10 protein-coding genes, 1 tRNA gene and 1 pseudogene are annotated in these 24,149 nt (G+C 65.4%); 9 read left to right on the top strand and 3 right to left on the bottom strand.

Annotated features, from left to right (window positions below; translation table 11 throughout):
- Nucleotides 1-71: 71 nt before the first annotated feature.
- The 4 genes from AB0M73_RS05165 to AB0M73_RS05180 are packed head-to-tail and all read left to right on the top strand — an operon-like array spanning nucleotide 72 to nucleotide 8,366.
- Entirely contained in the window at nucleotides 72-1,325 is a 1,254-nt protein-coding gene (locus tag AB0M73_RS05165; protein WP_363887047.1) for an MFS transporter, read from the top strand.
- Nucleotides 1,322-4,549 (top strand): amino acid adenylation domain-containing protein, encoded by a 3,228-nt coding sequence (locus AB0M73_RS05170; RefSeq protein ID WP_363887049.1) that lies wholly within the window; start codon nucleotides 1,322-1,324, stop codon nucleotides 4,547-4,549. The genes AB0M73_RS05165 and AB0M73_RS05170 overlap by 4 nt, the downstream gene beginning before the upstream one ends.
- Nucleotides 4,550-4,559: 10 nt before the next feature.
- Nucleotides 4,560-7,403, top strand: a complete 2,844-nt coding sequence (locus AB0M73_RS05175) for an alpha/beta fold hydrolase (RefSeq protein ID WP_363887051.1) — start codon at nucleotides 4,560-4,562, stop codon at nucleotides 7,401-7,403.
- Nucleotides 7,404-7,451: 48 nt separating this feature from the next.
- Nucleotides 7,452-8,366: a leucine-rich repeat domain-containing protein gene (locus AB0M73_RS05180; protein WP_363887054.1), complete on the top strand. Its 915-nt coding sequence runs from the start codon at nucleotides 7,452-7,454 to the stop codon at nucleotides 8,364-8,366.
- Between the two features lie 404 nt (nucleotides 8,367-8,770).
- On the opposite strand, the gene AB0M73_RS05185 is transcribed toward AB0M73_RS05180, so the two are convergent.
- The gene (locus AB0M73_RS05185) at nucleotides 8,771-8,911 is read right to left on the bottom strand and encodes a hypothetical protein (protein ID WP_363887057.1); all 141 of its coding nucleotides are present in this window, start codon (nucleotides 8,909-8,911) and stop codon (nucleotides 8,771-8,773) included.
- Between the two features lie 223 nt (nucleotides 8,912-9,134).
- Between AB0M73_RS05185 and AB0M73_RS05190 the strand changes: the two genes are divergently transcribed.
- Nucleotides 9,135-9,251 (top strand) — tRNA-Ala (locus AB0M73_RS05190).
- A gap of 207 nt (nucleotides 9,252-9,458) precedes the next feature.
- On the opposite strand, the gene AB0M73_RS05195 is transcribed toward AB0M73_RS05190, so the two are convergent.
- Entirely contained in the window at nucleotides 9,459-10,268 is an 810-nt protein-coding gene (locus tag AB0M73_RS05195; RefSeq protein ID WP_363887059.1) for a site-specific integrase, read from the bottom strand.
- 92 nt (nucleotides 10,269-10,360) lie between these two features.
- Nucleotides 10,361-10,663 (bottom strand): annotated as a pseudogene (locus AB0M73_RS05200) (multidrug DMT transporter permease); the annotation flags it as partial.
- Between the two features lie 546 nt (nucleotides 10,664-11,209).
- On the opposite strand from AB0M73_RS05200, the gene drmD reads away from it, so the two are divergent.
- From drmD to AB0M73_RS05220, 4 genes are all read left to right on the top strand, one after another.
- The gene (drmD, locus tag AB0M73_RS05205) at nucleotides 11,210-14,347 is read left to right on the top strand and encodes a DISARM system SNF2-like helicase DrmD (RefSeq protein ID WP_363887061.1); all 3,138 of its coding nucleotides are present in this window, start codon (nucleotides 11,210-11,212) and stop codon (nucleotides 14,345-14,347) included.
- A 64-nt stretch (nucleotides 14,348-14,411) separates the two neighbouring features.
- Nucleotides 14,412-18,458 (top strand): type IIL restriction-modification enzyme MmeI, encoded by a 4,047-nt coding sequence (locus tag AB0M73_RS05210; protein WP_363887063.1) that lies wholly within the window; start codon nucleotides 14,412-14,414, stop codon nucleotides 18,456-18,458.
- Nucleotides 18,458-22,243, top strand: coding sequence for a DISARM system helicase DrmA (gene drmA, locus AB0M73_RS05215; RefSeq protein WP_363887065.1), 3,786 nt, complete (start codon nucleotides 18,458-18,460; stop codon nucleotides 22,241-22,243). The genes AB0M73_RS05210 and drmA overlap by 1 nt, the downstream gene beginning before the upstream one ends.
- Complete coding sequence (locus AB0M73_RS05220; protein WP_363887460.1) at nucleotides 22,243-24,141, top strand: DUF1998 domain-containing protein; 1,899 nt, start codon at nucleotides 22,243-22,245, stop codon at nucleotides 24,139-24,141. Before drmA ends, AB0M73_RS05220 begins: the two co-directional genes overlap by 1 nt.
- Nucleotides 24,142-24,149: the final 8 nt, after the last annotated feature.

The raw sequence follows: 24,149 nt of genomic DNA on the forward strand, positions 1-24,149 counted from the left end.
CCGCGCGTCGACCGCGTGGACGTAGCCCAGCACCGTGACTCCCTGCCACCAGAAGTGGAGCGACGTAAGCGATGACCACGGACAGCCCGAATTCCGGGACTTCATCGGGGCCACTGCGCGATCCGCAGTTCCGGTTGTTCTTCCTCGGCCGCTTGGTCTCGTTGCTCGGTAGCTCCATGGCTCCGGTCGCACTCGCCTTCGCGGTCCTCAAGTCGTCGAACTCGGCGGACCAACTGGGCATCGTCCTGGCCGCGCGAAGCCTGCCGATGCTGGTGTTCCTGCTCGTCGGCGGGGTGCTGGCGGACCGGTGGTCCCGCAAGGCCATTCTGCTCACGTCGAACCTGGGGGCCGCGGTCACCCAGGGAACCGTCGCCGTGCTGCTGCTGACGGGCGCGTACGACCTGACGACGATCGCAACGCTGTCGTTCCTGAACGGAGTGCTGACCGCGTTCACCTCACCCGCGCTGCGGGGAATCGTGCCCCAGCTCGTGGACCCGCCCCGCCGGCAACGGGCCAACTCGCTGCTCGGTTCCGTGAAGACCGGCACGACGATCCTGGGTCCGTCGATCGCCGGTGTTGTTGTGGTGGCGGTCGGCGGAGGATGGGCGATCGCCGTGGATGCCGCCAGCTACGTCGCCGCCGCCTTTTTCCTGGCCCGGCTCCAGCTGCCTGCTCGTGTGCCACGGAAGGTGACGAGCTTCTTCCACGAGCTGCGGGAGGGCTGGACAGCGTTCCGGTCGCTGCGCTGGGTGTCCACCATCGTGATCGCCTTCGCCGTCACCAACTGCATCTATGTCGGAGTCTGGAACGTCCTCGGGCCGACGATCGCGCTCGCTTCCATCGGCGCGGCATCGTGGGGCGTGGTGCTCAGCGTTCGGGCCGTCGGACTCCTGACGGCGAACGCGGCGATGTACCGGCTGCCCATGACCTGGTCGCTGCCCGTGGGCCTGTTCGCCTACGCCATGGGTGCAATACCCATGATCGTCCTCGGCCTGTGGGCGAACATCTACCTGCTCATCCCGGCGGCACTGCTGGCCGGACTGGGCCAGGGCGTGATGGCCATCATCTGGGAGACCTCGCTGCAGAGACGGGTCGAGCCGACTCTGATCTCCCGGGTCTCGTCCTATGACGACCTCGTGTCCTACCTCGCGGTGCCACTCGGTCAGATCACCGCGGTGCCCGTCGCGTCCTTGTTCGGCCAGACCAGCGTGATGGTCGCGGGCGGTGTCCTCTTCGGCATCGTCGCGATTCTGCCCGTCGTCGTGAAAACCGTGCGCCGCCCGGTCGACACCGCCCAGGAGCCGTCGGCGGAGCAACCGGCATGAATCGGGGCACAGCGGCCGCCGCTCCGCCGGAATTCCGGCACGACCCGCCAGCCGATGCCGACTCGAGCCCAGTGCCCGGGCCGGGTGCCGCGGGAACGCCGGACGAGGACGCCGTCCACCTCCACCTGACGATTCCGGCCGACCAGGTGCGGCGACTCGCCGACATCGCACAACGCCACACAGTTCCGTTACCAGCTCTGATCGTCGCCACGCATGTGCGCGTACTCGGTTCAGTCACATCGAACGCACATGTCACGGCCGTCGTGCAGGACGCCGACGCTGCGAATCCCATTCCGATCGGCCTGAATCTCAGCTCGCTGACTTGGATCGAACTTGCGCGGCAGGTCGTCGAGCGAGAAACGGAATCAGCTCGCCGCGAGGCCACTCGCCACCAGCGGCCGCCGGCCGTGCACCCCGACACGCTGGTGAGCTTCGGACGAGCGCGGTCGGCTGGGAATCCTCTGGCCGGGCACCGCTGTGAGACCGGACCGTTCGCCTTCGCCGTCGACGTCACCGTCGGGGACGAGTTGGCGATCGACATGACGGTGGATCCGCGGCGAGTGCACTCGTCCGTCGTCGACCGGCTTGTCGGGTACTACGAGCGGGCCCTGGCGCTTGTCGCCGGAGATCCACTCGCGGTCGCGACGACGGCGGAGATCCGAAGCTCGACCGACCTGGCGCGACTGCCGGCATGGAGCGTGGGCCCGGCCGAGCCGTTGAAGCCGTTCACCTCCGTGCCCGAACTGGTGCACCGGCACGCCGTCCACCGTCCTGCCGAGCTGGCGGTCTGTGACGCCGACACCTCGCTCGACTACGCCGAGTTCGACCGTCGGGTCAACCGTTTGGCGAACCATCTACGGTCCCTGGGCGTCAAACGCGGGAACAGAGTCGGTGTTTGCGTGCATCGAGGCGTCGAGCTGGTGGTGACTCTGGTCGCGGTGCTCGCCACGGGAGCGGCGTACGTGCCCCTGGACCCCGATTTTCCACCGCAGCGACTGGACTTCATCGCGCAGGACGCCGACCTGGTCTGCTTGATTGTCGGATCAGGTATCACGCCGCCGTCCGCCGACGTCCGCCTCGTCTCTCTGGACGACGACCGGTCGGCGATCGAGTCGGCCCTGGCCGACGCCACGTCGGCGCGCGTGGAACCGCACGATGCCGCATACGTGATCTACACATCCGGAACGACCGGCCGCCCGAAGGGCACAGTCGTCGAGCACGCGAACGTCGCCAATCTCTTCGCCGGGATGGACCGGTTGGTCGGCATCCACGCCGATGATCGCTTCCTGTCCGTGACCAGCGTGTCCTTCGACATATCCGTTCTCGAGATGGTGTGGCCGTTGGCCAGCGGGGCCTCGACGTTCATCGCTCCGGAGCGCGTCGTCGAATACCTCGCCGACAACCGCCGGTCGCTGGGGGCACTGGCACGTCAGTTTCGGCCCAGCCTCTTCCAGGCGACGCCCTCGCTCTTCACCGCTCTGGCCATCCGGCCACAAGTCCTCGCAGCCTTGTCCGGTCTGCGCGCGTTGCTGGTGGGCGGCGAGGCGTTGTCCCGCAGCCTGGCCGACACCCTCACACGAGCGCTGCCGCACGTACGCGTCTTCAACATGTACGGACCGACCGAGACCACCGTCTGGTCCACCGCGCACGAACTGGATCACCGCGCGGAGGACACCGTCACCGTCCCAATCGGGCGTCCGATCGCTAACACCCGCCTCGTCGTGGTGGACGGCCTCGGCAACGAGGCATGCGTCGGGGTCTCCGGCGAGCTGTGGATCGGCGGGGAGGGCGTGGCCGCCGGCTACCACCGCCGCCCCGATCTGGAGAGCGAGCGGTTCGTCGAAAACGCTGAGCCCGCGTCCGGCCGCTACTACCGAACCGGCGATCAGGTCCGCTGGCGTGACGACGGCCGTCTCGATTTCCTGGGACGCGACGACCGCCAGGTCAAGATCCTCGGGCATCGAGTGGAGCTCGACGAGATCGAGGGCGTGCTCTCCGAACATCCGGACCTCGCCGCTGCCGCAGTCACCTATCGCCATCATCCGGAGCGGGGCCACGAGCTGATCGCACATCTGCAGCCGGCGCCCGGCCGAACGGTCCGCGAGCGCCAGCGACTCGACCGCTGGCAGCGAGCCTGGGACGCCTCCTATGTGAAGGAGAGCAACGAGAGGTTCCCGGGCTGGGTGGACAACTACACGGGCGCGCCCTTCCCCGTCGATGTGATGGAGCAGTGGCGCGCTGCTTGGACGAACCGAGTCCGACGCCTCGCACCCCGACGGATCATCGACATCGGATCCGGCACCGGGCTGCTGGTCCGCAGCCTCGGCGGGCAGGCGGAGAGCTATCTGGCGATCGACGCTTCCGGCGCAGCCCTGGACGCCGCCCGATCTTTGCTCGGCGAACTCGCCGATCCGGCGCGCGTCGACCTCCGCGTGGGAGACGCTCTCACGCTGCGCGAGCTACCCGACGCGTCAGCGGACGTCGTCGTGCTCAATTCGGTCGTGCAGTACTTCCCGAGCACCGACTACTTGACCCGGGTACTGGATGAAGCCATCCGTGTCGCCGGCAGGCGCGGCGCCGTCTTCGTAGGTGACGTTCGCGACGCGCGGCTGCTGCGGATGTTCCATGCCGACGTGGAACTATGGCGGGCCAAGCCGCTGACCCCCGCCTCGGATCTCCGCGCGGCCGTCGAACATCTCGTCAGGGGCGAGCGGGAGCTGTGCCTCAGCCGATCCTTCTTCGACTCGCTGGTGCAACGCCATGACGGCGTCACCGTCTTGGCGGAAAGCAAGACGGAACGGACCCGCACGGTGATGTCGTGCTTCCGATGGGATGTGACCATCGTCGGCCCGGATTCCCCGGCTGCGCTCTGGACGGCCGATGCCGCGGTCCGCTCGGCCTGGCGGCCGGACGAACCTGATGCGCTTGAGGGTCTGTCCACGTTCGTGGCCGCCATTGAGGCGAACGGCTCGCTGCTGGTCACCGACGTCCCCAACGCTCGGCTGTCCAAGCCGCGGGCAGTGCTCCACGCGCTCGAAACCGCGTCCGGCGACGCCACCGCATGGGACATCGCACGAGCAGTGTGGGACGTGGCAACAGATGGCGCGGCGGATCCGGCCGACTTGGTCGATCTTGGTGCCCGGCACCGGGTGATAACCCACGTAGGCCCGGCGCGATCCGGCCGTCCAGATCACATCGACATCACCTTCCGCAGACTGTCCTGACTGGAGTCGCATGAGCAGCTCTGCCCACACGGCCAACGATCCGGTTGACGGCGACTTCCGATCCGCCCTGTCCGCCGACGTGCGCCGATTCCTGTCACGGCGGCTGGCCCCGGCGATGGTGCCGTCGAGGTTCGTCGTCGTCGATGATCTTCCGAAACTGCCCAACGGGAAGGTCGACCGGGCGCGGCTCCCGGCCGACGCCGACGTCGGATCCACAGACGGGGCCGCCGATCTCCCCGCAAGCGGCGCCGAGGCGGCGGCCGCCGAGCTGTGGGCGCAGCTCCTCGGCCGCCAGCGCATCGAGGCGCGGTCGAACTTCTTCGAGCTGGGCGGCACATCGGTGTCGGCCGTCGAGATGGCCGCACGCTGGACGGCCGCGACCGGCGTCGACGTTGACCTGCAGCGGTTCCTCGCCGAGCCCACGGTCCGCTCCCTGGTCCGGCTCACCGGAGACAGCGCGGCCGGCGAGTCGGAAGAGGAGATCGGCTTGTCCCTCAGTGCGGTGGCCACACTTCCGGCCGACATCCGCTGGGCCGGGCGCCAGGTCGCCCACCGACCCGCCGCCGGCGTCCTTGTCACCGAGGCGACAACTCGTACCGGATTGGGCCTGGTGCGAGAACTGCTGGACCGGTCGGCGACAGTAGTCCACGTCATCGTCGACCACGCCGCCCCTGCGCAGGCGCGCGAGCAGCTCCGCGAGAGGCTGCAGTGGTCGGGCGACCCGAACCGATTAGTCGTCGCACGTGGTGATCTCGCGCGCCCATATCTCGGACTAGAGCCGCAGACCTACCGGGACCTGAGCAATGGCACGCAATTGGTCGTGCACAACGGCGCCCTCATGGATCCCTTGGCGGCATATGGCCGGCTCTTCTCGGTCAACGTGCTCGGGACCCAGGAGGTTCTGCGCTTCGCCGGAACCGCAACCGTCAAGCCGGTGCACTTCGTGTCAACGCTGAGCGTCAGCTCATGGAGCGCGGAGCTGGGATGGTCTGCGGACACTGAACCAGGGCTCCCCGAACTCGTGGGGGCCATGCGCAAGACCTTAGCGGTGGCGGAAGGCTACGTGATGCAGGCGGCTCGGCGCGGTATTCCGGGACGGATCCACCGACACGGCCAACTCACCGCCGAGCAGCCGGGCGACCAGGACGACCGCGACTTCCTCACCGCGCTGATCCGGGCGTGCATCGCACTCAACCTTGCGCCAGATCTCGACCTCGCGATCCCGGCGACGCCGGTCGACAGCCTCGCCGCAGCCCTGGTGGACACGGCACTGAGCGAGCATCCGGCTAGCGGCGCCGACCATGTCGTCGCGGGCTACCCCGTGTTGTGGCGGGAGCTGGCGAACAACATCCGCGCCGCCGGTCGCGTACTCGACATCGTGCCTTACGAGCGATGGCGACAGAAGGTCCTCGAAACGGTCGCCGACGGCGATCTGAGGGCGCTCGCACGGTTCGTGCCTCTCATCGGCGAGCACGGACTGTCCGCCGCGTTGGGGCACCGGCCGGCAAGTCGCGCTTTGCCGGCCAACATCCCCACCGAGCCCGGCCGAGACCAGCTTCTCAAGTACCCCTCGCGACTCGGTGGCGTCCGAATTTCGCACGCCGGAATCGTGATCAAAGACCACACCGTCGTGGTTCCCCTGGATCACGGCGATCCGAGTGGCCCGCAGATCGAGATCTTCGCGCAGGAGGTGGTGTCGGCCGACCACGAACACCGAGACCTGCCGTGGCTGCTCTTCCTTCAAGGCGGACCGGGCGGCCGGACCCCAAGGCCCACAGGTGCGACCGGGTGGTTGGAGGCCGCGCTCCGGGGGCATCGGGTCCTTCTGCTAGATCAGCGGGGTGGCGGCCGAAGCACGCCGATCACGGTGGAGACCACCATCGGGCGAAGCGCCGCTGACATCGCTTCCTATATCCGGCATTTCCGCGCCGACAGCATCGTCCTGGACGCCGAACTGCTCCGTCTGCGGGTGGCCGGCGGCCGCCCCTGGACACTGCTGGGCCAAAGCTACGGGGGCTTCATCGCCCTCAATTATCTGTCGACCGCTCCGGACGGCGTGAGCTCGGCCATCGTATCCGGCGGTGTCCCCAGCCTGGGCGCGACTGCAGACGATGTCTATGCCCGCACCTACGCTCAAGCGGTAAAGAAGAACGAAGCTTATTTCCAACGGTACCCGGAAGACGTCAAGCTACTCCGCCGGCTTGCCGACCACCTGGACAACAACGACGTGAGGTTGCCGAACGGAGACCGGTTGACAACACGCCGGATGCGCCTGATGGGCCGCGACTTCGGCATGAGCGACTGGTTCGAGGGTTTACACCGCGTCATTGCGGGCGCATGGGACGGTGGGCGCATCTCCGAACCCTTCCAACGCGCGATTCTCCGGACGACCGGATTTGAAGGCAACCCGATCTACGCGCTGCAGGAGTTCATCTACGCACGACCAGGATTCGCAACAAACTGGGCCGCCCAACGTATGCTCGCAAATTTTCCGGAGTTTGATGAGAAGGCGAATCCACTCCTCCTTTTCGCCGAGATGATGTTTCCGTGGATGTTCGAAGAGGTTGCGGGACTCCGGCCGTTCATGGCCGCCGCCGATCTTCTGGCACAGGCCGCAGATATGTCGGAAATGTACGATCCGGCGCAGCTGGCGAACAACAAAATCCCTCTCATAGCGTTGCTCTACGCAGACGACCCGTATACACCGAACGATCTTCAACAGCGAACGATCGAAATGACGGGAAATGCTCGTGTGATCACGACGGAAGCCTTTCATCACAACGGTCTCATGAGAAATAGTGAGTTGCTCGCCGGGTTGCTCGACCTGGCGGCGAGACTGCAGGTGGGCGCGTGAATTAGATCCGCATCGGTGACACTCGGTGAACAATCGCAGGAGGTGGTCATGCTCGAACAGCGAGTCGAGGCGGAGCGTCGTATTCATAGGGCGCTGCACACCGGAGCGACCGAGCTGGACATTTCAGGCCTTGGTTTGACCAAACTTCCAGATTCGATCCATACTATCGCCAGCCTCTCGGTGCTGAACATCCACCATAATCGTATCGCCGTGTTGCCCGAATCGATGGGCTCCCTCGCCAGACTTACTGAGCTCAACGTCCATCACAACCGCCTCGTCGCACTTCCGAAGTCTATAACCGCCCTTAGTCAACTGACTAAGATGAACGTCGACTACAACCGGCTCGCGACGCTTCCCGAATCTATCGGGAGCCTTACTGGCTTGATTTCACTTGGATTGGCAAGCAATGAACTGACACGGCTACCCCAATCCGTCGAGGCTCTGCTCAAGTTGAACACCTTGCGTCTCGGATTCAACCAGTTTGCTGACGTGCCCGCGCCCCTGAAATCGCTTGTCTACCTCGCCGAGCTCTACCTCGGCGACAATCGGATTGGCGATCTACCGGAATGGTTCTGCCAGCTTACCGGACTTACTGTGCTAAGCCTCTACAATAATCAGATCGCCAATTTGCCGGACTGCCTCGGGCGACTAAAGAATCTCACGGCGCTGAGTCTATACGGAAATCGCCTTACCAGATTGCCCGAGTCGCTCGGCACTCTCACCGGTCTCGTCCAGCTGTATATCCATGACAATCGGCTCCTCGCACTACCCGAGTCACTCGGCGCCCTCGCCAACCTTGCTATCCTGCACGTCTACGACAATCGGCTGACCGAACTTCCCGAGTCGTTCAACGCCCTGACAAGCCTCACCACGGTGCACCTTCATCGCAATCGGTTCGCTCATGTGCCAGAACGAATTGCGGGTCTCGTCAGTCCCGACCTTCAGGCTTGGGACGTCTCGTAATAACCGTTCGTTGGGGCGCTTGCCAACTGGGTGGCCCAGCTCGATGCGCGATTGACGACGACGGCGGCGGCGCGGAAGCCGACCTTGTACCGTGCCAAAGGTCGACGCGTGGGCAGTGGCCAGGTGTTTCGCCGGCCAGTTCAGGCGGCTCGCCGGTACTCGTTGATCACGCCGCCGAGCACCCTCCGGCGTCTGATCGGAGCGTCCAGAGGGATGGCCCTCGCTGGATCACGGTACGGTGGTCGCTGATTGTCGCCTGCCGCGCTCGATGGTTCTGAGGCAGATTGCGTGATCAAGTTCGTGGTCGCGACGGACGGACAACCCCGGTGTGTGATCATCTTGTGCGGGCCGATAACCACGTCCATGCAGGTCAAGCGACAGGTCGGTACCCGTCGACGCCATGCTCACTGTCCGAGCAGGCGCACCGCGTCACGCACGATGTCGAGTACGAACTCGTGTATTTCGTGCCCCGACTGGCCGCCGCCACTGTCCACGCCGAACCCGTCCGCGCCGCCGAGACGGGACACGAAGCCCTGCCGTATCACCGCTGATCTTGGCTGGATGGTTGATGGTGCCATCGGCGCGGACGGAGTAACGACGTCGTCGTCGTAGGCTGACGCGCGCTGAGTCGCGTCGAGGCTGCGACCGGAGTACGCTGTGGCACAAGGGATTGCATGCGCTTCACACTGGATCGTCTGGAGCAAAACTGGAGCAGGGATGTGTGTTGAACCTACGTTGAACCGCACTGTACGGCACTCAAGTGCAGTGACCGCAACGGGTTTGACGTGGTGATTCTCTGTTTTTGCAGGTCAGAGGCACTGTCTACCGTCGTCGCGGGTCACACTGGCAGTGTGAGGGTCAGGGGTTCGAGTCCCCTCAGCTCCACTCTTTGTTTGAGTCCGTCTGATCAAGCGGTTTTAGCTGATCAGGCGGGCTTTTTGTTTTGCGGCGGCGATCGCCGTTAGGTTCTGGCATTCTGCCCCTATGGAGGAGTTCTGGAGGAGGTTCCTCCAGGTTGATCGTTCTTCGAGGGTGTTGCCTGCGTGGTCGTGGTGCCCCTCTCACCGGCGGTGTGAGGGGCATGTCATTTCGTTATGCCGCAATGCCGCTGGTGAGATGCCGCGGAGCGGGTTCTGGCGCGATTGGATGTGTCTGCACCATTGTCGTCGCGGTGTGCCAGCGTCGCTGCAGTGCGTTGATGAGTCGTTGTTCGACTTCGGGTGCGACGTGTGAGTAGACCTCGACGACGCGGTTGTGCAGGTGGTGGCCGAGCCGTCGAGCTTGGGCGATTTCAGGGGCGCCGCTGGCGATGAGCCAGGTCTTGTGGCTGTGTCGTAGGCCGTGGAAGGTCAGGCCGGGCCGGATCGGGTAGGTCCGCATGCGTGGGTTGGCGCGGTCGAGGTTGCCGTTGACGGCGGGGTTGAGCACGCGGCGGATGAAGGTGCTGCGCCACAACCAGGTTCCGCTCTCGGTGGTGAACACGAACTCGCCGTCGTGCCGTTGCAGGTGGTTGCGCAGCAGGTCGACGAGGAACGGCGGCAGGGTGATCGTGCGCGCAGAGGAGGCGGTCTTGGGTGGGCCTAGCCAGCGCGTGTGCGCGCTCTCGTGCAGGGCGCCGACGTGCGGGTCGACGATGAGCAGGCCGCGCTTGAGGTCGAGGTTGTTGCGGTGCAGGCCGGTGAGTTCGCCCCAGCGGCAGCCGGTCCAGGCGGCGGTGATGATCAGTAACCCGGCGGCCTCGCCGCCGAGCGCGGTGGCCTGGTCGGCGATGCGGACGACTTCTTCTGGGGTTGCCCAGATCTTCTCGGGTTCGATGCGGTGGCTGCGTCGCCCGCGCCGACGTCTTTTGTGGATGGGGTTGTCGGGGATGAGGTGTTCGTCGGCGGCATCGGTGAGCAGCATCGAGAGCAGCTTGATGATGCCGGCGATGGTGGAGGTGGCGTAGCCGCGTTGGTGGAGTTCGGTGATCCACTTATTGACGGCGAGGGTGTGATGTCGCTGAGTGGTGTGTTGCCCCAGCGGAGCTGGATGTGGCAGCGCAGGATGCTGCGGTAGTTGTCCAGGGTGCGGGGGTCGAGGTCGAGGGCGGCGAACCATGTGGCCACCCATTCGGCGACGGTCGTCTGGCCGTGCGCGGGGGCGATCCGGGTACCGCGGCGTTGGTCGGTCTCGATGTCGTGGGCGTAGTCGGCGGCGGCTTTCTTGGTGGTGAATCCGGAGACGGAGGCGGTGTGGCCGTCTGCGGTGGGGTAGCGGACGCGCCAGGAGTGCGGGCCGATCTGTTCTGTCCAGGCCATGTCGATCTCCGCTGTGAGGACGGGATGTGACAGGTCTGGTGTGCGCTCTCGGCGTTGAGCGCGCAATGGGCAACCCTGCGTGGTTGAATGACTACGGCATGCCGTCTTGTCTAGTTGTGGGGCCCGGCCGGCGTCGCCTTAAGTCTTCCTCTGTCTGTTCGTTAACTGGTCCGACGGTTGTTCGCGGTTGTCAGCGTGCGCGGCCGAACACTGCTGGTTTCCAGAAAGGCGTCATCTTCGAGTGTCGCACATCCGTGGTGTGCGCCATCCGGGTGAACTCTGCTTCCTACGACGTCCGGCGCGGTGGGCCCGACAGTATCCGGAACCGTTGCGGTGATTGGGGAGTAGTGGCCATCCGGTTGGAGCAAGAGCGTCGCTGTACAACGCGCTGACAGTAACGAATCGCCGCCGCGCAGCGCTGAGACAAAACTGGATGGCCGCTGGACGGACCACCAGAGATGGACCAAGGTAGAAGTTGTACCTCGGCCGATGGAGCGCTGGACTTCCGTGTGCAGCGTGGCATTCGGCCGGGCAGGGGAGGTGGCCGTGCCGAGCCTGACGACGAGTGTTGTGCAGCCAGGCGACCTGGTCGCTGTTCGCGGTCAGCGTTGGGTGATCAGTGAGGTCGACCCGTCTCCCGGCAGCACAGTGGTCGTGCTGAACAGCGTCGAGGACGATCGCTACGGCGAGACGTTGGAAGTCATCTGGGAGATCGAGCAGGCCAGACAACGGCTCCCAGTCGGTTCACTGCCTCAAGTGGACAAGGGCGGATTCGATCCGCCTGAGCAGTTGGCCGCGTTCCTTGACGCCGTGCGATGGTCGGCGGTGACCTCGGCCGACGTGCGAACGCTCCAGGCTCCCTTTCGGTCCGGTGTGGCTATTGAGGACTACCAGCTTGAGCCGGTCGCCCGGGCCGTAGACGCGCCCCGGGTGAACCTCCTCTTATCGGACGAAACGGGCCTGGGTAAGACCGTGGAAGCTGGGCTGGTGGCTCAGGAGTTGTTGCTGCGCCACCGTGCCAAACGGATCATGATTGTCTGCCCGGCCGGCCTCACCGTGAAGTGGCGGGACGAGATGGCCGAGAAGTTCGGCCTCGACTTCACGGTGATCGATTCCCAACGCTGTGCCCAGGTCCGTCGTGAGTACGGCAGCGCCGCCAACCCGTTGAATGTCTACCCGCTGACCATCATCAGCTTGCCCTGGCTGCGCGGTGCGAAGGCACAACGGCTGCTCGACGAGGTGCTGCCGCCGGACGGTCCAACGTACCCGCGAACCCTCGACTTACTCATCCTTGACGAGGCTCACCATGTCGCCCCGGCCGCCCCGAAGCAGGTCTACGCGGTCGACTCGCAGCAGACGAAGCTGATCCGGCGGCTGGCGCCGCACTTCACCCACCGGTTGTTCCTGTCGGCCACGCCACACAACGGCTACCCGGAGTCGTTCACGGCCCTGCTGGAGATTCTCGACGACCAGCGCTTCATGCGCGGCATGCCGCCGGACAAGTCCGCGGTGCTGGGCACTGTCGTGCGCAGACTCAAGCGGGACATCGTGAATGCCGATGGCTCGCCAAGATTTGTCGCCCGCGAGGCGAAGGCCATCCCGGTGCGCTACCCCGAGAGCGAGCGGGAGATCCACCAGCTGCTCACCCGGTTCGCTCGGGTGCGCAGGGGCAAGCTCGCCACTCCACGCGGACGCAAGGCAACTGACCTGGTGACCTTGCTGCTGAAGAAGCGGTTGTTCTCCAGCCCCGCAGCGTTCGCGCACACTGTGCGGGTTTATCTGGAGACCCTCAAGGTCCGTAATCGCGTTGTGGCACAACCCGATGACGATGTGCTCGAGTGGTTGTCGGATTTCTTCGACGACGTCGCCGCGTACGACGACGAGCAGTTGGCCGAGGCGGAAGACGACGTACTTGGGCGGACCCGGCCGATGCAACCGGACGCGGACGACAACGAAGTCGCTCTGCTGGAGCGGATGCGGGACTGGGCCCTCGCGCAGGAAGCGCAGCCCGATGCCAAAGCGGCCGAGCTGATCAAGTTTCTCCGGCAGCTTTGCAAGCCTGGCCGGCACTGGACCGTTGACCGGGTGGTGGTGTTCACCGAGTACCGCGACACCCAGCTCTGGCTGGCGAATCTGCTACGTCAGGAGGGCCTTGCCGGCGATCGTCTCGCGCTGCTGCACGGTGGCATGAGCACCGACGAGCGTGAGCAGCTACGCCTCGCGTTCCAGAAGGATCCGACCCAGCATCCGGTCCGGATCATGATCGCGACGGATGCGGCGGGGGAGGGAATTGATCTTCAAAAGTACTGCCATCAGCTGATCAACTACGATATTCCCTTCAACCCGAACAAACTTGAGCAGCGCATCGGCCGAATCGACCGCTACGGGCAGACGCAGACCCCGCAGATCTGGCACTTCGTCGGCACCGGCTGGGAAGGAGCCGTCGATACCTACGAGGCGGATCTGGAGTTCCTGTCCCGGGTAGCGAAGAAGGTCGGCGAGGTGGAGGCCGACCTGGGGGCGGTCAACGCAGTGCTGGCCGACGCTGTCCAACGCCGAATGCTGGGCAAGGATGCCGAGTTCGACATCGAATCGGCCGGGTCCGGCAAGGACCGAGTGCCCGCCGAGTCCAAGGTACGTGAACAGGTGCGTCGGCTGCGGGACAGCCTAGAGGCGACAGTCGCGGAGCTGGGCATCACGCCGGCACGGGTTGAGCGAGTAGTGGGCACCGCGCTGAGGCTGGCCAGGCAGCAGGCGCTGCGACCGCATTCGGACGAGAAGTGCCTTGCCCATGGCATGTTCGATGTCCCGACGCTGACTGGTTCCTGGACGCGCGCGACCGCGGGCCTCACCGAGAAGCTCCAAGTCACCGAGACTCGGCGTCGCGAGGAGCCGGCGCGCCAGTTGCCGATCACCTTCGACGCCGAGGTGGCCAGGGGACGAGATGACGTCGTACTGGCGCATCTCAACCACCCGCTGGTCGCCATGTCCACCCGGTTGCTGCGTGCCGCGGTGTCCAACGAACAGGTCGGGCTGCACCGCGTCACTTCCGTGGTGAGCGACGATCCCGCGTTGGAGGACGTGTTGGTCGGCGCGTATTCACGGTTCGTGCTGGTCGGAGCGGACGGCGTCCGGCTGCACGAGGAGGTCCTCTACGCGGGGGGCTGGGCGCCGGCGGCGGGGCGATTCCGGCGCCTGGAGAACCTCACCGTGCTCGGCGGCATCCTTAACCGCGCGTTAAGTTCGGGGACCGCTGCCTCCAAGCTGGTAGAGGGGCGGATGGTCGAGCGGTGGCCACGGGTAGTCGACGGCCTCCGCGCGGCCATCGACTGGCGTTCCAACATCCGCCTGGAATCGCTGGAACAGAAGCTCAGCCAACGCCAGCGGACCGAATGCGATCGGATCACCGCGGTGATCAAGCAGTTCTCCGCCAGCCTGCGCGCCGCGCTCGCCGAGGACGAGCGGGAGGACACCCTCTTCGGCGCCGAGATCACGAAGGCCACTGAGGCGGAGCGGGTGCAGTATCGCCGGGACCGTGAGCTGTGGAGCCGACGGCTGGCCGATCTTGAGGCGGAGCGTGATCGTGAGCTTGAGGTGATCGCTGGACGGTACAACAACCCGACGCCACACAAGTTCCCGGTTGCCATCGTGTTTGTCGTGCCGAAGCGGGAGGCCACTCGATGATGCCCAAGCCTGCTTGTGAACGAGACGACCCCGATGCGCCATCGGCCGACAAGCCGGTCGACTGATGGCCGGCACAGCCCGACGGGGTCGCGTCCCGGACGGCGTGCAACAACACCGCGAGTGGCTGAGCCTGGTCGACACCAACGGCCCGTTCCTTTCGCTGCCGGTGCTGCGAACCGCGTGGCCGACGCTCGACGCGCTGGAGAAGCCAGCGCGGGAACAACTCCGCCGTGAGCACGCGAACTGGCAGGTTGATCCCGTTGCCGCCCAACGGAACTGGGTCGACTACATGCTCGGGGAGCTGCTGGGTTGGGCGAGCGAACTGCGGTGGGAAGAGGAACTCCAGCAGTTGGCCCTTGACGTGGACGAGCACGACACTCGGATCGCGCCGACCTTCGCGCTGGTTGAACCGGGGGGGCAGGTCGATGCCGCGTCGATCCGGCTGCTTGGGTTGATGTGCCCGGCCGGCAGTAACCCGACCGGCCGGGTCAAGGACGAGGCGTGGACGGCAACGCCGGCGGATCGGCTGGCGCAGCTCTGCCGGGCCCGGGACGTGCCCCTGGGGCTGGTGACCGACGGGCGCTGGTGGACCCTCATCCGCGCACCACGCAACGGCACGACCACCACGGCGACGTTCGACGCCGTCGGTTGGAACGATGCCGCCGAGCGAGACGTCGTCCGTGCCTTCCGGTCGATCCTCTGCCGGCGCCGCTTCTTCGGCGTTCCGGCGGACGAGACGCTCGTCGCCCTGTTGGCGGCGAGCGAGGGATCGCAGGAGGAGATCACCGAAGCGCTCGGAGTCCAGGTCCGTCAGGCCGTTGAACTCCTCGTGGCGGCCATCGGCCGGGCCGACACCGCGCAGCGGGAACGTGGTGAGGCGGACTTGCAGGACGTCGACGCCGAGGAGATCTACCGCGCAGCCGTTTCGGTCATGATGCGAATAGTCTTTTTGTTGTTCGCGGAAGAGCGCAAGATGCTTCCGTCCGACAATGCGCTGTACGCGGAGTCGTACTCGGTCGGTCGGTTGTGTGAAGCCCTCGAGAAGCGCAGCTTCGACGAGGGTGAGGATGACCTCGAACACAGCTTTGCCGCGTGGCACCGTCTTCGCGCACTGTTCCACGCCGTGTACTGGGGCGTCGACCATCCGCGGCTGTCGATGTACCCGCACGACGGTTCGTTGTTCGACTCCGAACGGTACTCCTGGCTGCCGGACACTATTGACGACCGGACCATGCTGCACATGCTTCGGGCGGTGCAGTATGTCGAGACCGGTACGGGACGTTCGCGTGAACGTCGCAAGCTGTCCTTCCGTGAACTGGAAGTCGAGCAAATTGGCTATGTATATGAAGGCCTTCTCGGCTATGACGGATACCGTGCCCATGACGTGATCGTCAGCCTCATCGGCAGAACTGGCTTCGAGGAAGAGGTTTCGCTACGCGAGTTGGAGGATGCCGCCGCTCGCACCGGAATTGAGTTGGCCGCCAAGCTCGCCGAGGACTATAAGTCATCCGGGATCGGCTCGGCCGGCGCGCTCCAACGTCGGCTCGGCCCCCTGCCCGCTGGCGAACGTGAAGAGCACCTTCGCGTGTTGTTGGCCGCCAGCCGTGGCGATCGTGATCTGGCGGAGCGCCTACTGCCGTTCTCCCGGATCATCCGCCGCGATCTGCGCGGACAGCCGGTTGTCATCATGCCCGGTGAGCTGTTCGTCACCGAATCGTCGTACCGTAAGAACACTGGCGCCCACTACACGCCGCGTCATTTGGCCGAACGCGTCGTGCAGGACGCCCTTGAGCCGCTGGTCTACAAGCCCGGCCCGGTGCAGACCGCTGATCGCAGCAGCTGGAAACTCAAGACGAGCAAGGAAATCCTCGCCCTCAAGGTCGCCGACATCGCCATGGGATCCGGTGCATTCCTGGTCTCGGCCGCCTTCTATTTGGGCGACCGATTGGTCGAAGCCCGGGCGCGCGAAGGCGACCGGCAAGCCCTGGATGCCGAGATCTCTCGTGCCGTCGGCGAACACCAGGACGATCCCGTTGTCATCGACGCTCGCCGGAGTGTCATCGAACGCTGTCTCTACGGCGTGGACATCAACCCCACCGCAGTCGAGATCGCCAAGGTGTCCCTGTGGCTCGTGTCGATGGACACCCAGCGCCCCTTCACATTCCTTGATGACCGCCTTGTCGCTGGCGACTCCTTACTCGGCATCACGTCGACGGACCAGTTGCGGCACATGCACATCGACCCGGCCCGGGGCCGTGAGCTGCACCATGATCTCTTCTACTGGACCAAGAGCACCGATGCCCTGCTGCACAAGTCCGCCGACACCCGTCGACGCATCATGGACCTGGAGCAGTTAGGTGGCCCGCTTGACTGGCTCGACGACCGTCGCAAGCTGCTCAAGGAGAGCCGGGACGACCTCCGCGAGCTGAGCCTCATCGCCGACGTACTCACCGGCGCCGTCCTGGCCAACGCATCCGATGGTCTGAGGGGCATCGACCGTGCCGCCGTCGAAGCCGCCTACCTGGCCGACGGCATCCGCCGCGACGGCGACACCGAGGCGGCACAGGCGAAGGCAACGTCTTGGCTGCGCACGGACAGCGTGGACCCGGGTCTGCCACGTCAACCAGTGCACTGGCCCCTGGTCTTCGCCGACGTCTTCGAAGAGGGAGGCTTCGACGCAGTGATCGGCAACCAGCCATTTCTAGGTGGCCAGATGATCACAGGCGTCTTAGGACGTGCGTACCGTGAGTACCTGGTTCATGTTGTAGGGCGTGGTGTGCGTGGCAGTGCTGATCTGATTGCCTATTTTGCTTTGCGCTCACATGATCTGATTAGGAAGAATGGGCACGCAGGCCTGATTGCGACCAAAACGCTCGCCCAGGGTGATACCAGGGAAGTTGGACTCGATCAGCTGTTGACTTCTGGGGTGGTCATCCGAAAATCGATCAAGAGCACGCCGTGGCCGAGTAGGAGCTCGGCGCTGGAATGCTGCATCATCACCACAACCCGAGAGGTGCTCGGCGAGGCGTCTGAGTGCTTGGCTGATGGGGTGGTGGTGTCGGCCATTAATTCTTCGCTCGACCTAGTGTCGCGAGCCGCTGGGCAACCGTATCGGCTGATCGTTAATCAGGGGAGCGCGTTTCAAGGCTCGAACATACTTGGCTTGGGATTTACGATGGATCCGGAGCTGGCTGAGAGGTTAATTTCGATCGACAATCGAAATGCGGAAGTGCTTTTTCCTTACCTTAGTGGCCGAGATCTAAACTCGCTTCCTGATTGTTCCGCCTCGCGATGGGTTATTAATTTCCACAATTGGCCAGAGGAACGCGCTCGAGAGTATGAAGATTGTTATAGCAGGGTTACTCGGTTGGTTAAGCCGGAGAGGGGTCGCAATAATCGGGAAGTTTATCGGGTAAATTGGTGGCAATATGCAGAAAAGCGGCCGACGATGACCGATGCTATATCCGATCTTGATCGGATTTTGGCGATTGCTCGCGTGAGTAGGACGGCTATGCCGGTGCTAGTGTCGGCCCGGCAAGTCTTGTCTGAGATGATTGTTGTTTTTGCAAGCGAGGATCCGGCGTTGTTGGCGTTGCTGTCGAGCGTGTTGCATTACTGGTGGGCGAAGGCGTATGCATCCTCGATGAAGGCCGATCTTCGCTACACGCCTTCTGACGTTTTTGAGACATTCCCGCTTCCGGTGCTTACAAATGAGCTTCGGGTGCTGGGGGGTGAGCTGGACGAGTTTCGGCGCGAGGTGATGCTGTGTCGCGGTGCGGGACTCACCAAGACGTACAACCTGGTGTTCGATCCGTCCTGTGAGGACGATGACATCGTTGAGTTGCGGGCCATTCACCGGTCCATCGACGAGGCCACCGTTCGTGCCTACGGCTGGGAGGAGCGGATCGCCAAGGTCGGGGGCTTGGATCACGGGTTTCATCCGGTGGGCCGGGAGACCCGGTACACGATCGGCCCGGCGGCGCAGCGGGAGGTCCTGGACAGCCTGTTGGAGCTCAACCACGAGCGCCACGCCGAGGAGGTGGCCAGTGGGGTCCTGGCGAAACCGAAGCGGAAACCGCGAAAGCCGCCGAATGGACAGGGGCTTCTGTAATGAGTACCAACCAGGTGTCGCCGTTGGACACTCCGCAGCGGTTCGACGACGTGTCCTCCTTCGTGGTACGGGACAAGCTGCACGAGCTGATCGAGCGTGACCTGCTGGGCCCGTGGGATGGCGACAGCGAACAGTTCGGGCCCAGAGCGATGGGGCCGAGGGAGCGCTACCTCGTCGGCATGTTGGGGCCGAAGCATCAACCTGGCTCTACGGTCCAGGACGCCGATTCGGTGTCTGATGCGGAGATGGGCGTCCACGGCGAAGTCCGGGGCGACGAGGCGGGTGAGCTGCCGGAAGTGCTGACACCGCAAAACCTCGGCCGCATCTGGGCGTCATCGATGGGCATGTCGTTCTGCGTCGACGCGAGCGTTGATGTCGTGCATGCCACCGTGTCGTGGGGCGAGTACTGCCGGCAGGAGACCGTGGACGACGAGGGGCGCAAGCGGACCGCATGGACGCGGGAACAGCGTGAGTTCTCGCTGAAGATCCGGCTTAACGGAGACCGTGATCCGTACTTCCCGCTGACGATGGATGACGTCCGGACGCCGGGGGTCTACGTGGCGGCGGCGATCCGGACCGCCCACGGCCAGCGGACCGTCGAGGTCATCCTTGTCAACGGCCAGCAGGAGCCGGCGAGCAATGCCGACACGGCGTGGCTGTTCCAGACGCGACTGGTGGTGATGGCGGCGGATGGAGTGGCGCCGATCTTTCTGCCGATCGACGATGCGATGGAAGACACCGCTGGCGTTGTGGACGATGCTGAGGAGGCGCATCTGCGGCTGTTGTACCGCCACCAGCTCAAGTATGCGAACGGGCACAACGTTGCCGTACATGCAGCGCACGATGTGTCGCGCCGCCGCGCCCATAGGCTGACGACGACATGGCTACCTAGCTACGACGTGCCGGCAACTGTGGCGCCGGTCGGCGACGGCACGCCGTTGGCTGCGGCGGAGTTGTCGATGGACGCGCTCGCTGTCGCCGATCTGGACGACTTGCGAGCTGGCTTGTCTCCGCTCGCCGATGGGTATGAAGCCTGGCTCGACGAACAGCAGGCGGGGATATCCGCGTTGCCGGAGTCTCTACGTGCTGCAGCCAGCGACGCCGTGACTGCCGCACGTCGTGCCGCCGATCGGATCCGTTCGGGCGTTGCCTTGCTGACCGATGTCGCGAAACCCGGTCACGCCGATGCGTTGCGGGCGTTCCGGTTCGCCAACCAAGCCATGGCCGATCAGCGCAGACACACCGAGATCTCACGACTGCGAGAGAACCCCGCCGTGGAGTACGCCAACGCTAAGGCCACTGTGGACGGTCGCGGTGTGAAGGCGGCATCGTGGCGGCCCTTCCAACTCGCCTTCGTGCTGCTCAACCTGCCGCCCCTGGCCGTCATCGAGCATCCGGAACGCGCGGCGAACCGCGATGCAGTGGTCGATCTGCTCTTCTTCCCGACCGGCGGCGGCAAGACTGAGGCGTACCTCGGACTGACGGCCTTCACGTTCGCGATCCGGCGCCTTCAGCGCATGGTCGGCGCCGGCGAGCAAGCCCGAAGCGGGTCAGCCGGTGTGGCGGTGTTGATGCGGTACACGCTCAGACTGCTGACCGCACAACAGTTTCAACGTGCCGCCGCGTTGGTGTGCGCGGCCGAGATGATCCGCCGCGACGACGAGTCCACCTGGGGTGGCGAGCCGTTCCGCATCGGCTTGTGGGTCGGCGGCAGCGTCTCGCCGAACTGGTTCGGGCAGGCCGAGGAGCAGATCGCTGAGGCGCGCGAGGCCGGTGAGGGTAAACGCGCCAATGTGCTGCAGACGCTGTCGTGCCCCTGGTGCGGCACCCAACTCGCGGCACACCGCGACTTGCATCCTGATGCCAACACCCGAAGGGTGCTGCTGTTCTGCGCCAATGCCGAGGGAAAGACCGCCTGCCCGTTCTCCCGGACTCGTTCCACTGACGGGCTGCCGATCCTCACCGTGGACGAGGAGATCTACCGCTACCTACCCAGCCTCGTGATCGCCACCGTCGACAAGCTCGCCCAACTACCGTGGAAGGGCTACGCCGGCATGCTGTTCGGCCGAGTACGACAACGCTGCCCTCGACACGGCTACCGACACGACGACCTGGACGCGCGCACCGAATGCTCGGGCAAACACCAGACGAAGGGGCAGCTGCCGGCGGTGACCAGCCAACCGGTGCCGCGCCTGCGCCCACCTGACCTGGTCATCCAGGATGAGCTGCACCTCATCTCCGGCGCGCTGGGCACCACAGTCGGACTGTTCGAATCGGCGGTCGACCAGCTGTGCACGTGGACCACGCCGTCCGGCGCTTCGGCCGGTCCGAAGATCGTCGCGTCCACCGCGACCACCAAGCGCGCCACTGACCAGGTGCGTGGCGTGTTCGGCCGCCGGCTGGAGATCTTCCCGCCCCAGGTCGTCGACGTCGCTGACACCTTCTTCTCCAAGCAGGTTGAGGTCACCGAGGCAAACCCGGGCCGCCGGTATCTCGGCGTCTGCGCGCACGGCATTCGGCTCAAGTCCGCCGAGATCAGGCTCGCCGAGATCCTGCTGATCGCCGGTCAGACCCTGCTTGACGCCCACGGCGCGGCGGCGGACCCCTACCTGACGCTGGTCGGCTACTTCAACGCCACCAGGGAGTTGGCCGGCATGCGCCGCTACCTCGATGACGACGTCGCGACGAGGGTCCGCAGACACGGCCGCAGCAAAGGCCTGTCCGATCGGCTGATTGGCGGCACGTCGATGCTGACCATCCAGGAACTGACGTCGCGGATCTCCTCCGGCGACATCAGCGACGTGCTCAAGCGGCTCGAGATCGGCTTCGATCCGGAGTTCGACACCAGCGACCGCCGTCGCGCCATCAACCAGAACTGGCAAGACGTGATGAGCGCCAGCCGAGGTGGCTCGGGCCGGGGCAGGAACAAGATGCTGGCGCATCCGGTCGCCGAGAAGTGGGCAGCCCGTCGCCGGGATGACCGACTGCCCGTCGACGTCGTGCTCGCGACCTCGATGTTGCAGGTCGGCGTGGACGTCGCACGCTTCGGGCTGATGGTGGTGACCGGACAGCCGAAGAACACTGCCGAGTACATCCAGGCCTCCTCCCGGGTCGGTCGTGACCCGGGGCGCCCGGGCCTGGTCGTCACCCTGTACAACTGGACACGGCCGCGGGACCTGGCACATTACGAGGACTTCGAGCACTACCACGCGACCTTCTACCGACAGGTGGAGGCGTTGTCGGTCACGCCGTTCACCCGGCGCTCCCTCGATAGGGGAACAACGGCGACTTTCGTCGCCGCAGTGCGCAATATCGCGGAGAACCACTCCCGCAACGCCGACGCGCAGAACGTCGATCTCGACGGTCCGCTCGTGCGGCAGGTCATCGACCGCATGCTCGCCCGCGCGGATGCAGTGCACGATGAGCGTGGCCGGCGCTATCTCCAGGAGCGGATCACCACCATCGAGAACTTCTGGAACCTGGCCAAGACCAGCGCCAGCGCACTCGGCTACGAGAAGAACATCACCGCGACGCAACGCTTCATCGGCCTGCTCCGGAAAGCCGGCGAAGGCAGATGGACCGACACCACGGTCGGGCAGTCGATGCGCGAGACCGAGAATGAGATCAACCTGGTCCTGTCCGGCAGCGGCGAATTCCTCCAGCCGATGTACGAAGCGCCGGCCTGGTCGTTCGCCCCGGCCGACGGCGAGGACGACGACGCCCCTGACGGCGACGAGATGGGGGACTCGGCGCTGTCCGAGCCGGCCGGACGGGGCGGTGCGTGATGTGCGCCCAGTACCGGCGCCGGGTCGGCTCAGTGCGGCCGAGCCACCTCATGTTCACCAGCGGTGTCGGATCCCTCGTCGACCTGCCGAACTTTCCCGTGCTGGTCAGGGGACTCGACGACTGGAGTTACGACGGGATCGCCGAGTGGGAACCGATCGCCGAACCCCGGCTGCTCGCCGGTGTGCGAGCGCTGCCCGGCAACAAACACGTCGAGCAGCTGCGGCCGGCACCATGGATGGACGGCCTTGATGCCGACCCGCGCGGACCGGCCAGTCGTGTCGGCGTGCCGGTGATGCCGTTCCCCGCGTGGCTGAGGTGCACCGCCTGCAATGAGCTCGCACCGCTCGAGTCGCAGGTTTTCGGGTTCGAGAACGACAACCCGCGCCGCCCGCATGACGCGCGATTCTTCCACGAGACGTGTGGCCGCAAGAAGAGCGGGCGCAAGCCGCTCGCGGTGGCAGCCCGGTTCGTTCTCGCCTGCACGGCGGGCCACCTGGACGAGTTTCCATACCAGCATTTTGTGCACCGCGGCGACCAGTGCCAGCGTGCCGCCAACCCGCGCCTGCTGATGGAGGACAGGGGCGGCAACATCGGCGCCAACGTGGCAATCCGCTGCCTGAGCTGCCGCGCGTCGCGAAACATGCGCGAGGCCATGGGGACACGTGGCGAGCAGAACCTGCCTCGTTGCCGTGGCCGGAATCCGCATCTGGCGACCTTTGACGCCCAGGGGTGCGACCAGCGGCCGAAGGTGTTGGTCATCGGCGCGTCGAACCAGTGGTTCGCGCAGACTCTGTCCGCGTTGGCCGTGCCCAAGACCGACGCGAGCGAGCTGGAGTTCAAGGTCGAGCAGCACTGGGCACAGCTGGACAAACTGCCCCGGGGGATGTACCCGTACGGCCGCGAGAACGTCGCCGCGTTTCGAGAGCTCGAACGGTGGACCGACGACGAGATCGGGGACGCCGCGGACGTGGTGCGGGCCCGCAAGGCCGGCGCCGCCGAAGAGAACAGGGGCGGTTATCCAGACCTGCGCACGCCCGAGTGGGAGATCTTCTCGGCGGCGCAACTGCCACCGCCGTCGGACGAGTTCACGGCACGTCGGGACCCGGCCGGAGTGCCGGATGCGCTCAAGGAGATCTTCGCGGACGTCCTCCAGGTGGAACGGCTGCGTGAGGTTCGCGCGCTGGTCGGCTTCACTCGGCTGGACGCCCCGGATCCGGAGGATCCCGAACTGGTGCAGCCAGCCCCGCTGTCACGGTCCGCTCCGAAATGGCTGCCGGCGAGCGAGGTCCGTGGCGAGGGTATCTTCCTGCGGGTCCCGGATGGCCTGCTCGACGAGTGGGTGGCTCGGACCGCAGAGAGCGAGGCCATCCGTCGCCATCAGAGCGCCTACGGACATTTCCGGGAGAACCGGTACTCCGAGCGGATCACCGGCCCGTTCGATCCGATGAAGCACTGGCCCGGTCCCCGTTACATCGCCCTGCACACGTTGTCGCATTTGCTGATCCGGACCATCGCCCTCGACTGCGGCTACAGCTCCGCGAGCCTGTCCGAACGTATCTACGCCGGCACCGAGGACGACCCCCGCAGCGGCATCCTGATCTACACCGCCGTGCCGGACGCGGAAGGCACGCTCGGCGGCCTGGTGTCGCAGGCCGAGCCCGACCGGCTGGTGCGGTTGACCCGCCGAGCCCTGCGCGACGCCATGCGCTGCTCGTCCGACCCGCTGTGCCGGGAGCGGCTGCCGCAGCCGCATGCCGACTACCTACACGGCGCGGCCTGCCACGTGTGCTTGTTTGTGTCCGAGACGACGTGCGAGCGCGGCAACCGATTCCTTGACCGGCGGTTCGTCGTGCCCATCGACGATCCTGAGCTCGCCTTGTTCGCCAGTCCGTTGTGAGGGAGGTG

Source organism: Kutzneria sp. NPDC051319, assembly GCF_040682195.1.
Taxonomy (GTDB): Bacteria; Actinomycetota; Actinomycetes; order Mycobacteriales; family Pseudonocardiaceae; genus Kutzneria.

Coding starts and splice junctions, on each gene's coding strand:
- AB0M73_RS05165 (WP_363887047.1), top strand. CDS start 72: ATGACCACGGACAGCCCGAATTCCGGGACTTCATCGGGGCCACTGCGC.
- AB0M73_RS05220 (WP_363887460.1), top strand. CDS start 22,243: ATGTGCGCCCAGTACCGGCGCCGGGTCGGCTCAGTGCGGCCGAGCCAC.
- AB0M73_RS05195 (WP_363887059.1), bottom strand. CDS start 10,268: ATGCTGCTCACCGATGCCGCCGACGAACACCTCATCCCCGACAACCCC.
- drmA (WP_363887065.1), top strand. CDS start 18,458: ATGAGTACCAACCAGGTGTCGCCGTTGGACACTCCGCAGCGGTTCGAC.
- AB0M73_RS05210 (WP_363887063.1), top strand. CDS start 14,412: ATGGCCGGCACAGCCCGACGGGGTCGCGTCCCGGACGGCGTGCAACAA.
- AB0M73_RS05180 (WP_363887054.1), top strand. CDS start 7,452: ATGCTCGAACAGCGAGTCGAGGCGGAGCGTCGTATTCATAGGGCGCTG.
- AB0M73_RS05175 (WP_363887051.1), top strand. CDS start 4,560: ATGAGCAGCTCTGCCCACACGGCCAACGATCCGGTTGACGGCGACTTC.
- AB0M73_RS05170 (WP_363887049.1), top strand. CDS start 1,322: ATGAATCGGGGCACAGCGGCCGCCGCTCCGCCGGAATTCCGGCACGAC.